Genomic DNA, 14,148 nt, shown 5'->3' on the forward strand with positions numbered 1-14,148 from the left:
GAGTTGCTCCGTGACTGACACCCAGGCAGGAACCGATCTCGACGCGGCCGTCATCGGCGCCGGATTCGGCGGCCTCCACACGCTGCTCAAACTGCGCGACGAGCTCGGGCTCAACGTCCGGGTCTTCGACAAGGCGGGAGGCGTCGGCGGCACCTGGTACTGGAACCGGTACCCCGGCGCCCTGTCGGACACCGAGAGCTTCGTGTACCGCTACTCCTTCGACAAGGATCTGCTCCAGGAGGGGAGCTGGCGCCGCAGCTACCTGACCCAGCCGGAGATCCTCGCGTACTTCGAGGACGTCGTGGAGCGCTACGACCTGCGCCGCGACATCCAGCTCAACACCGCCGTCGAGGACGCCGTGTACGACGAAGCCCGCGCAGTGTGGGAGCTCCGTACCGACACCGGCGAGACCTTCACCGCGCGTTACCTGGTGACCGCGCTCGGGCTGCTGTCGAAGACCAACCTCCCCGACATCCCGGGGCGCGACACGTTCACCGGCGAGTTGGTCCACACCGGCGCCTGGCCCGAGGGGCTCGACCTCGCGGGCAAGCGGGTCGGCGTGATCGGCACCGGTTCCACCGGAACGCAGTTCATCTGCGGCGTCGCCCCCGTGGTGGAGCACCTGACGGTCTTCCAGCGCTCGGCCCAGTACAGCGTGCCCTCCGGCAACCGTCCGGTCAGCGCCGCCGAGATCGACGAGATCAAGGCGAACTACGACCGGATCTGGCAGGACGTGCGCAACTCGGCCGTCGCCTTCGGGTTCAAGGAGAGCGACGTTCCGGCGATGAGCATCTCCGAGGAGGAGCGCCGGCGCGTGTTCCAGGAGAACTGGGAAATCGGCGGCGGCTTCCGCTTCATGTTCGGGACCTTCTCCGACATCGCGACACACCCCGAGGCGAACGAGGCCGCGGCCTCGTTCATCCGCTCGAAGATCGCCGAGATCGTCAAGGACCCCGAGACCGCGCGCAAGCTCACCCCGACCGATCTCTACGCCAAGCGCCCTCTGTGCAACAAGGACTACTTCGAGACGTTCAACCGTGACAACGTCTCGCTGGTCGACATCAAGGAGCACCCGATCACCGAGATCACGCCCAAGGGCGTGCGGACCGCGGACGGCGCCGAACACGAACTGGACGTCCTGGTCTTCGCGACCGGATTCGACGCCGTGGACGGCAACTACACCCGGATGAACCTGCGCGGGCGGGATGGCCGGCACATCACCGAGCAGTGGCGCACCGGGCCCACCAGCTATCTCGGAGTCGCCACGGCGGGCTTCCCCAACATGTTCATGATCCTGGGACCGAACGGGCCCTTCACCAACCTGCCTCCGAGCATCGAGACCCAGGTCGAGTGGATCTCCGACCTGGTCAAGGACGCGGAACAGGGCGACGCCGCGAGCGTGGAAGCGACCCGGGAGGCGGAGGACGGCTGGACGGCCACCTGCAAGGAGATCGCCGACATGACCCTGTTTCCCAAGGCCCAGTCGTGGATCTTCGGTGCGAACATCCCGGGCAAGACCAACACGGTGATGTTCTACCTGGCCGGGCTGAAGAGCTACCGGGCCGTCCTGGAGGACGTCGCAAGCGACGGCTATCGGGGATTCCGGTACACCAGGCGCTCCGTCCCGGCCGACGAGCCCGCCTCCGGGAGCCTCGCCGCCGCGCAGTAGCACGATCACGGCACTCGGAATCGCCATGGCCACACCGTCCGGCCGGGTCGCCGGGGACCCTGCCGGGCCTCCGCACCAGCACGCCACCATGCGAACCAGTGAGGAAGGCATGAGCTACTACGCCACCGTGAACCCAGCAACCGGGGAGCGCGTCAACGAGTACCCCGTCGCCTCCGACGAGGAGGTCGAGAACACCCTGACCCGCGCCCACTCCGCTTACCGCGACTGGCGCAGGACACCGCTCCGGCAGCGCACCGACGCGCTGCGCCGCGTGGCCGAGCTGCACAGGAAGCGCGCGGACGATCTCGCCCGGCTGCTGACGCTGGAGATGGGGAAGCCGATCGCCGAGGCACGGGGTGAGGTCGCCCTGGTCGCCTCCATCTACGAGTACTACGCCGAGAACGCCCCGAAGTTCCTCGAGGACGAGCAGCTGCAGATCGCCGGCGGCGGCGAGGCGGTCGTACGGACGGAGCCCATCGGGGTCCTCGTCGGGATCATGCCGTGGAACTTCCCCTACTACCAGGTGGCCCGCTTCGCCGCGCCGAACATCGCGCTCGGCAACACGATCGTCCTCAAGCACTCCCGGAACTGCCCGCAGTCGGCCCTCGCGACCGAGGCGGCGCTGGCCGAGGCAGGACTGCCCGACGGCGTGTACACCAACGTGTTCGCCGACAACCGGCAGATCTCCCGGATGATCGCGGACCCGCGGGTACAGGGAGTGTCGCTGACCGGGTCCGAGCGCGCCGGTTCGGCGATCGGCGAGATCGCCGGTCGCCACATGAAGAAGTACGTGCTCGAACTCGGCGGCTCCGACCCGTTCATCGTCCTCGACGCCGACAATCTCGAACGGACCGTCGCCGCCGCCGTCAAGAACCGTATGTACAACGCGGGGCAGGCATGCACCGCCTCCAAGCGCTTCATCGTGCTGGAGGACGTCCACGACGCCTTCCTGGACCGGTTCGTCGAGGCCATGCGGCAGTGCGAGCCCGGTGACCCGACCGACCCGGCGACCGGGTTCGGACCGCTCGCCTCGCACAGCGCGGTGGACGAGCTGGCCGAACAGGTCGAGGACGCGGTCGCCAAGGGAGCCGCACTGCTCACCGGCGGTCATCGGATCGAGGGCGCGGGCGCCTTCTTCGAGGCGACCGTCCTGGCCGGGGTGACCCCCGGCATGCGCGCCTACTCCGAAGAGCTATTCGGCCCTGTCGCCGTCGTCCACAAGGTCGCTTCGGCGGAGGAGGCCGTCGCCCTCGCGAACAGCTCCCCCTACGGGTTGGCGGCCTCCGTGTTCACCTCGGACCTCGGGCAGGCCCGGGAAGTGGCCGAGCGCCTGGAGACCGGCATGGTCTGGATCAACGGCGTCAGCAGAAGCGCCCCGGACCTCCCCTTCGGTGGCGTCAAGCGCTCAGGTGTGGGGCGCGAGCTCGCCAGGTACGGCATCAACGAGTTCGCCAACAAGAAGCTCGTCCGTATCCCTCACTGACCGGTGCCCGGGACTGTCCGCGGTCGTGGCCCGGAACCAGGTCCCGGGCCCCGGTCAGTGCTCCCCGCGTACGCCACCGGACACGGTCAACGCCGGCGCCGGCACGGCGTCCTGCGACGGCAGCAGCACCGGCGTCGTCCCCCTGTACAGCTCCTCCCTCCCTCTGACCATCGGCGGCTGGGTCAACAGCGCCTCAGCCGCGACCCCGTACCTGGCCTTCCCCGGCTCCGTGGCCGACGTCCACGTCTACCCGCGAGCCCTGGCAGCGACCGAAGTCAGCGCACTGCACTGCACTGACCGCACCATCCGCCTCGGGCTCCGCCGCTCCCCCCAGGGGCGGCGGAGCCCGCCCACGTCTGCAGACCGGACGCGCCGAGCGCACCAGGACCACTTCTGGAAGCGCACCTCATTGCCTGACACGCCATCAGTACCAGCGTCGAACGAGCGTCAAGGCCGCCCAGCCGCCTGGCAAGCAGGGGAGACGCACCGGCCGCTCGACGCGCACGTGGAACGAAGCACCAGGTCAGACGGCTCATCCAGAGCATCCGGTGCAGTCCACGTGATGGTTGTCCGGAGAAAGGCCGAACTACCGAAATCTTATAACCGCAGGTCAGCGGACCTTTTCAGTCGGCTCCAAAATCGCCACACACTCCACGTGCGAGGTCACCGAAAAGATGTCGCATGACGAGGGAGTGGAGAAAGTACCGGTTCAGAGGGCGTTCATCGCTCCTTCGAGTGGGCTGCTGAGGTCCTGGAGCGTCGAACGAGCGTCATGACATCCAGGACGACAGAGCTCTGCTCGCCAATGGCTAGGTACTCGTCGGATCTGCGCCCGCCGCGCTCTCGGGATGCGCCTCAGCGGGACCCCGGTCCCAGGTCCGTGAGCAAGTCGTCCAGCACCATTTCTTCCTCGACCCGGACACCGCACTCGGCGAGTGCGACGGCCAGGGCAGGGTCCCAGGGAGTGGCGGCGGGCGGGCCCGCCAGGTCCGGGGCTTCGCCGGCTGCGGTCACTGCTGCTCGGTAATCGGCGGCCGTGTAGCGCCACGGCCGCCAAGGGACGCTTCGCGCCAGTACTGCGGCGATGCGCACACCGCCCCAGTCGAAATCGCCGTGGTAGAGAAGGCGGCCTCCCCGCATGGACAGGTCGCGCAGCAACGTGAGCGCGGCGGCCGACGGTTGCCCCTGGAGGCACACCATGGGCGGGCACGCCGGGCCGAGGGTGTCGGCGGCGGCGGACAGCACGGCCGGGTTCTCGCAGATGTAAACGGTTCCCGTCGTGGCAACGGAGGCAACCGGTACGCGTCGGGTGAGGGAGCGGAGCGTCAGCACCGCCGGCTCCCCCGCGTCGGCCATCCAGTCGAGGGGTGGAGTACCGCGCAGGTTGAGGGTGAGGACGGTCGATGACAGGTCGTCCTTGAGCAAGCCCGCCGAGGCCCACGCCTCCCTCCGCCATTGCGCACCGGAGCCGTCGGGGTAGCCGGTGAGGCAACGGATGCCGGACAGGACGAGAGTGGCGAGCGGCGTCCCCTCGTCCAGGGCATGGGCGCCCCAGAGGTACCGTGCAGCGAACGTCGCCCGCGATGTCGGAGGTGACGCGGGCAGCGCACGCAACGCGCGCACGGCAGCCTCCACCAGGGGGCCCGCGGCCTCCGGTGTACGGGCGAGACGCCGTACGAGACCGTCGCTGCGGATGCGCTCGGCCCAGCGGGCCAGCTCCGCGTCGAGGATGCCGAGGGGGGCGTACGCCTCCTCCCAGGCCCGTTCCTCTCTGTTCCGCGTCTCGGCGAGGAGTATGACCGGGCCGGTGAGGGCAACGACGGCCACCGCCAGTCCGTGGGGGCTGACACCGGAGCGACGCAGGATCTCCTCCACGCCGGCGAGGCGAATGCTGAGGGAGCCGCTGGATCGTGGCGCCCGTCCCAGCAGGCGATCGGCGGCGCGGCGTTGGAATTCCTCGGGGCCGGACAAGGCGACGGAGCCGGTGAGCGGCCGGCCGCGTGCCATGCGCTGCCGCACGCGGTCCACGAACCAGGCAAGGCCGGGATCTCCGAGCAATCGTCCGAGGCGCTCGGCGTCGACGTCGGTCTGGGCTTCTCCCGGTGGCTGCGCAGTCGGCGCCGCGTCCGTGGTGGCGTCCGGCGGTGTCGTGCGTCCGGCCGCCGCCCGGCCTCCGTCACGGTCAGGCGGGGTCGTCGCATGGTTCACGTCCACGGGGACCCCTGCCCGCCGGCGCTGTCGACGACGGCGGTCCGCCCGGGCGCACCGAATGGGCCCACCGGCCCGTCGGCCCCCTCGCGGGGGTCACCGACACCGGCAGCCGCCCCGAGCACGTCCGGCCAGGCTCCGGGCTCCGTGGCGCGCCGCCGTTCGCCGCCGTCCCATTCCCACCGCGTCACCAGTACGGCGTCGATGTCGTCGACGCGGGAGAGCTGGGCGATGGCGATGCCCGGCACCTGGGGGTAGCAGGCCCATTCGCGTTCGCTGGTCATGACGACGTCGAGGTCGAAGGCGCTTAGCAGACCGAGGCACTTGGCGCGTGAATCGTCGTCGACGCCGGCGAACGCCTCGTCCAGGGTGACCAGGCGCGGGGCGTGCGCGCCGCCCGCGCTCGCGTAGTGCGAGGACGCGGCGGCGAACAGGGGCACGGACGCGGCCAGCACCCGCTCCCCGCCCGAGGCGGGTCCGGTGGCCGGCACCCACTTGCCGTGCTGGTGGCGTTCGACGCCGAACTCGTGCCAGGACCGGTAGTCGAGGGCGGCGGTGAGGTCCTCCAGCCAGCTGCCGGCGCTGTCGTCGGCCTGCCGGTGGGCGATCTGCTCCTGGAGGAACGCGCCGACCGCGGCCCGGTCCTCGGGCGACCATGCGTCAGCGGACTGACGCAGCCGCTCGCGGGCCTGGGCCAGTCCCTGCGGGGCCCGGCGGGACGCTCTCCACACCAGCCGCAGCTTCATGCCCGTGGAGGTCGGGCGCTCCTCCAGCTCCCTGTTCATGGCGGCCACCTGCCGTTCGGCCGCCCCGATCAGGTCCTGGAGCGTCCCGGCGACCTCGGTGATCAGATGGGTCTGGAGGATCTCGCGCTCGCGTGCGGACAGGATGCGGGTCAGTTCCGCGACCTCCACGGCCAGTGCCTCGGCGAGTTCGGGCACGGCCCGTTCCCGGCCCTGGTAGACGATGTCGACCCGCATGCCGTCCTCGCTCGGGCGGGCGGTGGCGGTGTGGCCGTGCCGCGACAGCGCGTCCTGGAGCCTGCCGAACTCCTCGCTCAGCTGCTTCTGCACGCGCTCCCAGGCCGCGTCGGTGTCGTCGATCGAGGAGAGCCGGGACTCCACCGCTCGCGCGAGGGCGATGGCGGGGGTCGCCGCCCACGTCGCTCCGCCGTCGTCCGGTACATCGATGTCGGGCAGCGCGACGGCGAGCAGCCCCGTCGCGGCGAACCGCTGGAGCGCCGCGACGGCTTCCTCACGCGCGGCGGTCGCCTCGGTGACGTCCTCGGCGAGGCGCTCGATGCGTCCCTCGGCGCGGCTGGCCCGCCGGTCTGCGTCACCGTACTCCGCCCGGGCCTGTTCCTGTTCGTCCTCGCAGACCTGGGCCGCCTGGGACGTCTCCTCCAACTGCCGCTGGAGTTCGGCGACGGCCGCCCCGACGGTGGAGCGGAGCGTCGCCAGGTGTTCGTCCGCCGCCGCGGCGGTCCGGGCTGCCTCCGCGGCGCGCTTGGCGAGTTCGGACACGAGGAGTTCGGTCCGACGGGTCTCCTCCCGCTCGCCGGACACCGCGCGCTCGGCTGCCGCGCGCTCGCGCAGCGCGGGCCACAGGGCCGCCAGGAGGGCGGTGTGGTCGGCGAGCGCCTGGCGAACGGCGCCCAGTGCCGTGTGGTCGGTGGGGAGGTTCAGGACGGCCGCCGTGTCGGCCAGTTCGGCCGCCGCGCGCTCGGCGCTCGACGTCGCCGGAGCGAGTTCCGCAGCCCGTTCGTCGCTCCGGACGCGGGCGCGGCGGACCGTCTCGGCCGCGGCGGTGACGCGTGCGTGGGCGTGCCGCAGGTCGTCGTCGACCTCCTCCAGTGTGTCGAGTTCGGCGTCCAGCACAGCGCGGCGCTCGGCCACGGTGCGGAACTCCTCGGTCAGCCGTCCCCGTTCCGCCGTCAAGTCGTCGATCTCGGCGCGCAGTTCCCCGACCCGGACGCGACGCGCCTGTTCCCGTGCTCCTTCTCCCACGTACTGGGCGCTGTCCTTGGCCCAGCTACCGGTGAGCGCCCCGACGCGGAAGCGGCCGTCCGCACAGACCCAGGTGTCGTGGCCGCCGGCGTCCCAGGAGCCCTCCGCCGGCCCGTCGTCGCCCGTGGCCAGCCCGATCGACGCGAGCAGACGTGCCACCGTCTCCTCCCCCACGGCGGCGGCCGCGGCGTCCGCGGGGTCGACCGCCGGGCACAGCGCGCGGTCGAGGCCGGTCCCGCCCAGCAGCCCGACCGGGTCGAGCAGCACGTCGTGGCCGTACGCCGCTGCCACGGAGCCGTCCGGCCGCACCCAGGCGTCCAGGAGCCCCGACGCCTCCAACGCGGCTTCCAGTCCCGCGCGGTCGGCCTCGGCGACGTGCGGTCGGAAGTCGACCAACCGCCACAGCGGAGCACCGAAATCCCGGTCCCGCACGCCGGGTGTGCGCGTGCGAGGGGCCGACGGCCCGCGCTCCCCGCCCGTTTCGAGGGCGGTCAGTTCCTCCGCCGCCAGTCGCTGCCGCTCCGCCATCGCCTCCTCGCGGTGAGCCAGCAAGGCCGCCCGGTCGGCCAGCCGTGAGGTGGCGGCACGATGCGCCTCGGTCGCCGCCGTACGGGCCGGCATCGGGCCGTCCAGAGAGCCCACCCAGTCCTGTACGGCGTCCAGGACCCCCGGCAGCCCGGGCACCCGCAGCTCCGCGCACCCGGAGAGGTGCTCCCGCACGGTCGTGACCAGCGCGCGCCCCGCCCCGGCGACGGCCTCCTCCGCCTCGGTCAGCCGCTCCTCTGCGTGTACGACCTCCTCGTCGGCCTCGTCGGCGCGCAGCCGGGCGGCCCGGTGCTGTTCCCCGGCCCGCTCGGCCTGCGCGGCGAGTTCCGTCACGTGCTCGACGGCGCGCCGCCTGCTCGCCGTCGCCTCGTCGGCCTCCCGGCGCAGGACCGCGTCGGGGGCTCCCTCGGTCCTGGGGGCGTCGAGCCGGGCGGCCGCGGCGCTCTCGGCCACCCGGTCCCGGATGCCGTCCAGAGCCTCCCGGGCGGCCGTGAGCCGGTTGTCCGCGGTGGCGATCCGGCCCAGGGCCCGGGTGTGCGCCTCGGCCGCCGTACGCCGGTCCGCCTCGGCCCGCTTCAGCTCCCCGGCCGTGCGGGAGGCGTCGTCCGCCGCCCGGTCGAGCGCGCGGGCGTCGCGCATCTCGGGCCGGGCCCGCAGCGCGGCGTCCTGGGCGGCCAGCCGCGCGGCCCGCTCGTCGAGCGAGGCGCCCCTCGCCCGGGCCTCCTCGCGGTCCGCCGCAGCCCGGTCCCGGTCCGCCTGCGCCCGGGCGAGCTCCCGTTGCAGGTTCTCGTACCGGGCGTGTTCGCGGCGGGGCAGGCGGGCGCGGCGCCGGGAGGCGAGGCGGGCGTAGCGGCGGTAGTGGTCGAGGAACGCCGAGGACGCCTGGTCGGCCTCGCGGGCCGCCCGCAGTTCCTCCTTCTCCTCGTCAAGCGAGCGGAACGCCTCCGCCGCGTCGGCGACGACCGCCTGGTCCATCGGCGGCAGCGCCTCGGTCAGTGCCCGGGACAGGGCGGCCTCGCTGGGGCGCTTGGACAGCTGGGGCTGGCGCAGCTGGATCAGGAGGTCGACGAGGGCGCCGTAGCGCCGCTCCCCGAGCCCGAAGAGGGCTTCGTCGACCGCCCTGCGGTAGGCCTTCGCCGTGTCGTACACCAGGCCGTGACCGCCGACCGCTTCGGCGAGCCGGTCCCGGGACAGTGCCGTGCCGGTCGCGTCCAGCAGGTCGAGGCCGGCGCCGATCCGCTGGTCGGTGACCGCGAACCAGTGGCGGGCGATACCGCGTCCGGCGACCGCCTTCAGTCCGCACAGCAGCGTGCGGAAGTGCGCCTCGCCCGTGGTGCCGTCGAGCCGTCCGAACTCGATCCAGGTGTAGCCGAGCCGTTCGGGGTGCGGGTGCGCGCCGTTCAGGAGCAGGTTCCACTCCATGCGCTTGCCCGGGTCGCCGTCGGGTTCCACGCGGCGGGCGGAGAGGTCGCCGTCCAGGAGGAACGGGAGGGTGAGGGCGAGCACCTTCGACTTGCCGGTGCCGTTGTTGCCGCGCAGCAGCAGCCGGCCGTCGCGGAACCAGAACTCCTCGATGTCGTAGTGGAAGAGGTCAACGAGTCCGATGCGCAGGGGCCGCCACCGGCCGGGCGCGGGAGCGGGGAGCGCGGGGCCGGGCAGCTCGGGGCGGGAGAGCGCGGTCACGGAGGGGTTCACCTTTCGTCCTGCACGGGCTGCACGGGCTGCACGAGTGGCACGGGTTGCTCGGTCGTGGTGGGCCGGCGGCCCCGTCCGGGTTCCCTGACGGCGGGCTCGCCGACCGCGTACCGCGCGAGGGCCGGCCGCGGGACGACGCCCCGTTCGGTGCGCTGGGCGAGTCCGAGCGCCACCAGCTTGGTCAGCGCCTGCTCGACGAGTTCGGGTTCCGCTCCCGGTTCCCTCGCCGTCTTGGACCAGAACCCGCCGTGCTCCGCGGCCAGTTCCCGTACGCGGGCCGCCAGCTCCGCCGGTTCGACGGGCCCGGCCGCCCGGGCCAGGTGCCCCGCCAGCAGCAGGGTGATGTGGCCGTGGGTGCCCTGTTCCGGCATGCGCGCGTCCGTCAGGTGGTCCATCGGGTCGACCTTGGCGATGCCCTCGGCCCGGACCTCCGGGACGAGTCCCGTCAGTTCGTTGATGCGGGCGGTGATGAAGCCGCGCTGCCGGGTGAGGTAGGCCAGTTCTTCGTCGGTCAGGTCGTCGTAGTACAGCACCGGGTCGTCCAGGAGGATGCGGGTCAGCTTCCAGCGGACCGCCCGGAACCTGAGCTCGTCGCTGTCGAGCGCGGACCACGCGGTCATCTCCACCAGGCGCTCCTCGAAGCCCTCGGCCTCGACGATGGAGGGGCCCCGCAGGGACGCCGGCATCCCGGCCAGCACGCGCCGCCGTACGTCGTACAGCACGTCGCCCGATCCGCTGACGTAGGCGTCCTCGTCGCCGGCCACCCGCCGCAGCACCCCGAGCCGCAGCAGCAGGCGGACGACGGCCGCGAGGTCGAGGCGCTCTTCGCGCCGCTCCAGGGTGAACGTGATCCCGGCGGCGACGAGTTCGGGATCCGCGGCGGCCAGAACGACCTGCTCGGCGAGGCGTCCGAGCGCCACCTGCGACTCGCCCCGTTCCAGCGCGGCCAGGGCCAGGCAGAGCAGGACGTAGCGGCGGCGGGTGAAGGGCAGGGCGCTGCGGGCGGCCTCGCGCGCCGGGTGCGTGGCGTCGGTGAGGGTGCCCGGCGTCTTGCGCAGCCGTGCGGCGTCGGCGTCCGTGCGCAGCGTCCAGCCGACGTTGCGTTCGAACCACTCCCGCAGCTCGGCGGTGTGCCGGCGCACCAGCCGGAACTCGTCGGCGTACGGTCCGTCGGCGGTGAGCAGCGGCTCCTTCAGCAGGGCGCGTGCGGCCTTCTGAAGATCGGCCTGCCGCTGGCCGTCCAAAACCTCGGCGAGGGGGCCGCTCATCGGTCCTCCGTGAGCTGGGGAGCGGTGTCCCGTCGCGGGACGGGGACGGGGACGGGGATGGGGACGGGTGCCGGTTCGGCGCGGTCGCCGTGCCCCGACGTGAGGTCGACGATGTCGATCAGGTGGTCGGGGCCGCTGAACACGCCGTCAGGGGTGTGCACTTCGGCCGTCGATCCGTCGTCGAGGGCGGTCAGCCGGATCTCCATCGAACCGTCCCCGCTGGTAACCGCGGTGGTGGTCGTGCCCGGCCGCCAGGCGGCGAGTGCGTCGCCGAGCAGCCGCAGGAACAACTGGAAGGCGATCGGGTCGAGTTCGCCGAGCCGGGACAGCCTCACCGGTCCGCCCGTCACGAGGCGGTCCCGGGCCCGCCTGGTCTCCTCCATCTGCCGGGCGGCGATTTCGGCGAGTCTGCGTTTCGCCTCGCCCCGGTCCGCCACCTTGCGTGGCTTGCCGCGCCGTTCGTAGCTGCCGGTCCGGCGCAGCTGCGGGCTGATCCGCAGCGGCCGTGCCCCGCCCCACGGCGTCGAGGCCGGCTCCGGTGAGGCCGCCCGCTCGGTGAGGGTGTCGGCGTCGACGGTGAGGTGCCGGGAGGAGTGCAGCCCGAACGCCACCCGCCACAGCCTGTGCCGTGCCGCATCGTCCGGCGCCTGGGCGAACCAGCGCGCCAGGGTGCGGAAGTCGGCCGAACGGTCCGAGCGTCCGGCCCGCCGCTCGTTGAGCTGCCGCACGACGGCCAGGAGCTGCGGGATCGAATTGAGCGCCCGCCCGCGCAGCAGTCTGGCCTGCGACTCCCGTCCCTCCCCCGACACGAACCATTCGGCGAGCCCGGACCACCGCGCGGACCACCGCGCGTACGCCACCGCCTCCGCCCGCTCGGCGTCCTCGGGAGCGGCGTCGGTGGCCTCGCGGGCGGCGGCCAGCCGCAGCAGCGGACCGACCCGTTGCTGCTCCTCCAGCTCCCCGATCAGCAGGGCGACCCGCCCGCCGAGGGTGATGAGGTCCTGAATGAAGCGCTCCAGGTACTGGATCAGCCGGTCCTTGTAGGCGAGGAACGCCTCGACCTCGATGTCGTGCAGGTCGATGGTGCGCTGGAGCGAGCCCATGAAGGCGCGGGCGTTGTCGGCGAGGTCGGTGAACCGCGCCGTCAGCACGGACAGCGCGACGTACGTCTTGGCCGGGTCGGGCTCGTCCTCGGCGGCGATCACGAGGAGCGCCCGCAGTTGCGTGACGATGTCGTGCAGCGCGACCGCCTGGAGTTCGCCGTGCCGCCCCAGCACCTCGTCATACGTCCCCAGCGCCGCCTCGGCGGCCTCACCGGCCCGGGTGAGCTGGTAGATGAACCGCCTGCGGTAGAAGTCCTCGACCGTCGTGACGTGCGCGTGGTCCGGGTCGGCCCGCAGATTGCCCCACTCCACGAGCTTGTCCAGCGCCTGCGTCACCGCTTCGAGGTCGGCGGGCCGGTCCCCCACTTCCAGGGCGGCGTGCACGTCCTCCGGCCGCAGATGCACCGCGAATCGCTCCTTGGCGGCGAGGAAGGCCCGCATCACCTGACGGTAGAGGGGGGCGGTCTTGCCCGGGCCTCCGGGCCGGAGATGCCAGCCCCAGCGGGTGGCGAGACCCGCGACCAGTAGCAGCCCTCGGCCGCTGGTGGCCTCTGAGCCGGGGGCGGGCAGCGCTTCCGGCTGAGGCGGCGTGCGCTCGGTACGGGTGTCGGTGACCTCGATTCTGACCGTGTGGGCGGGTTCGCTGACGTGCAGGAGCAGATGGAAGTCCCGGCTGGGGACGTGGCCGTGCCGTACGGCGTTGGCGGTCAGCTCGCCGAGGACCAGCACGATCTCATCGTGCGGGCCGGTGCCGTACGGGATGCCCCAGGTGTCCAGCCGGCACGCGGCCAGTCGGCGGGCGAGGCGGGCGCCCCGCGGAGTGGAGGTGAAACACATTTCGAAGGTGCGACTCAAGTCGTCGCTGGGGCACACGGGTTGGGAGACGCTGATGGGGCTGGCGAGTTGGCTCGTCATGCCGACAACGGTGTCCGCGGTCGCGTAGCGAGACCAGCGGTGACGCACCGACGCGACCGGTTGTACGCGTCGTGTCGGAACGTGTACGAGGTGCGCGGCATGACGAGGCCGCCGGGACGGCGTTGAGCCAGGGAGGCGGTAGCGATGACCGAGGGTACGGACGAGGGGGCCGAGACCGTGGTGGCGGACGACGCGGGACGGGCGACGGCGGACACGTCCGGTCAGGCTGTGGTCATCGCGTTCGGCCAGACGATGAAGACGCTGCGGGTGCGGGCGGGCCTGGAGCGCGAGGACTTCGGACGGCGGATCGGATACTCGGCGTCCACGGTCGCGTCGTACGAGCAGGGACGACGGATCCCCTCACCCAGGACCATCGAGCGGGCGGACGAGGTCCTGGACGCGGGCGGGTTGCTGACGGTGTGGAAGGAGCAGGTGGAGCGGGCTCAGTATCCGGTGTTCTTCCAGGGGATGGCGACGCTGGAGAAGGGGGCTCTGGAGCTGCTTATGTACGACACCCATGTCGTCAACGGCCTGCTGCAGACCGAGGAGTACATGAGGGCCCTACTCGCCATGCGGCATCCCCTTGACCAGGAAACGATCGAGCAGCGGGTGACCGCCCGACTGGCCCGGCAGGACATCTTCGACCGTCGGCCCGCACCCTTGCTGAGCTTCGTGATGGACGAGGCGGTGTTGCGACACCGCTACGGAGGCAAGGACGTACTACGGGGGCAGTTGGGGCACCTTCTACTGATCGGCGACAAGCGGAACGTGGAGATCCAAGTCATGCCGGTCGATTGCGAGGACAACGCGGGTGTGAACGGACCGTTCACGGTCCTCACGTATAAGGACAGCAAGAGGTTCGTGTACTCCGAGGCACATGCGACCAGCACCCTCGAGACCGACTCGGAGCAGACGGTTCTCGCCGCCGCCCGTTATGGGATTATCCGATCGCAGGCTCTCACTCCGCGAGAGTCGCTGAAGTTGATCGAAGGGTTGTTGGGATCGCTATGAGCAACGCTGAGTCCTCAACCGTCGCGTCCGACCTCGCTTGGTTCAAGAGCAGCTACAGCGGAACCGAAGGCGGTCAGTGCGTCGAGGTAGCTGCGGACACGGGAGTTGTGCACATCCGCGACTCCAAGACGGCGGCCGGACCCGTCATCCGGGTGTCACGTGAGGCATGGGCGGGGTTCGTCGGGGAGGCCTGACGGTCGTACGTCCAGCGGGAGCCCTGCCGCCCGATCAAGGACGGCAGGGC

8 protein-coding genes are annotated in these 14,148 nt (G+C 71.9%); 4 read left to right on the forward strand and 4 right to left on the reverse strand.

The genetic code is table 11. The features are described from left to right. The first annotated feature begins 10 nt into the window (after window positions 1-10). Both ABZS71_RS03825 and ABZS71_RS03830 read left to right on the forward strand, forming a co-directional pair. A complete protein-coding gene (locus ABZS71_RS03825) occupies window positions 11-1,669 on the forward strand; it encodes an NAD(P)/FAD-dependent oxidoreductase (protein WP_356207356.1) in 1,659 nt (552 codons plus the stop codon). A gap of 109 nt (window positions 1,670-1,778) precedes the next feature. Further along, window positions 1,779-3,152 (forward strand): NAD-dependent succinate-semialdehyde dehydrogenase, encoded by a 1,374-nt coding sequence (locus ABZS71_RS03830; RefSeq protein ID WP_356207540.1) that lies wholly within the window; start codon window positions 1,779-1,781, stop codon window positions 3,150-3,152. A gap of 855 nt (window positions 3,153-4,007) precedes the next feature. On the opposite strand, the gene ABZS71_RS03835 is transcribed toward ABZS71_RS03830, so the two are convergent. Genes ABZS71_RS03835 through ABZS71_RS03850 form a run of 4 tightly spaced genes read right to left on the reverse strand, consistent with a single transcriptional unit; the run spans window position 4,008 to window position 12,893 of the window. Further along, on the reverse strand, window positions 4,008-5,366 hold the full coding sequence (locus ABZS71_RS03835) for a TIGR02679 family protein (RefSeq protein WP_356207359.1): 1,359 nt from the start codon (window positions 5,364-5,366) through the stop codon (window positions 4,008-4,010). Next, window positions 5,357-9,595, reverse strand: a complete 4,239-nt coding sequence (locus tag ABZS71_RS03840) for a TIGR02680 family protein (RefSeq protein ID WP_356207362.1) — start codon at window positions 9,593-9,595, stop codon at window positions 5,357-5,359. The genes ABZS71_RS03835 and ABZS71_RS03840 overlap by 10 nt, the downstream gene beginning before the upstream one ends. An 8-nt stretch (window positions 9,596-9,603) precedes the next feature. Next, window positions 9,604-10,875, reverse strand: a complete 1,272-nt coding sequence (locus tag ABZS71_RS03845) for a TIGR02678 family protein (protein ID WP_356207364.1) — start codon at window positions 10,873-10,875, stop codon at window positions 9,604-9,606. Beyond that, entirely contained in the window at window positions 10,872-12,893 is a 2,022-nt protein-coding gene (locus tag ABZS71_RS03850) for a TIGR02677 family protein (RefSeq protein ID WP_356207366.1), read from the reverse strand. The genes ABZS71_RS03845 and ABZS71_RS03850 overlap by 4 nt, the downstream gene beginning before the upstream one ends. Before the next feature lie 144 nt (window positions 12,894-13,037). Here ABZS71_RS03850 and ABZS71_RS03855 point away from each other — a divergent pair, with 144 nt between their 5' ends. Then, a complete protein-coding gene (locus ABZS71_RS03855) occupies window positions 13,038-13,904 on the forward strand; it encodes a helix-turn-helix transcriptional regulator (RefSeq protein ID WP_356207369.1) in 867 nt (288 codons plus the stop codon). Continuing rightward, on the forward strand, window positions 13,901-14,098 hold the full coding sequence (locus ABZS71_RS03860; RefSeq protein ID WP_356207372.1) for a DUF397 domain-containing protein: 198 nt from the start codon (window positions 13,901-13,903) through the stop codon (window positions 14,096-14,098). Before ABZS71_RS03855 ends, ABZS71_RS03860 begins: the two co-directional genes overlap by 4 nt. Window positions 14,099-14,148: the final 50 nt, after the last annotated feature.

This window comes from Streptomyces sp. NPDC005393, assembly GCF_040606675.1.
Taxonomy (GTDB): domain Bacteria; phylum Actinomycetota; class Actinomycetes; order Streptomycetales; family Streptomycetaceae; genus Streptomyces.

Excerpts from the sequence above, each read along its gene's own strand:
- ABZS71_RS03830 (WP_356207540.1), top strand. The coding sequence starts at position 1,779 with ATGAGCTACTACGCCACCGTGAACCCAGCAACCGGGGAGCGCGTCAAC.
- ABZS71_RS03845 (WP_356207364.1), bottom strand. The coding sequence starts at position 10,875 with ATGAGCGGCCCCCTCGCCGAGGTTTTGGACGGCCAGCGGCAGGCCGAT.
- ABZS71_RS03850 (WP_356207366.1), bottom strand. The coding sequence starts at position 12,893 with ATGACGAGCCAACTCGCCAGCCCCATCAGCGTCTCCCAACCCGTGTGC.
- ABZS71_RS03855 (WP_356207369.1), top strand. The coding sequence starts at position 13,038 with ATGACCGAGGGTACGGACGAGGGGGCCGAGACCGTGGTGGCGGACGAC.
- ABZS71_RS03860 (WP_356207372.1), top strand. The coding sequence starts at position 13,901 with ATGAGCAACGCTGAGTCCTCAACCGTCGCGTCCGACCTCGCTTGGTTC.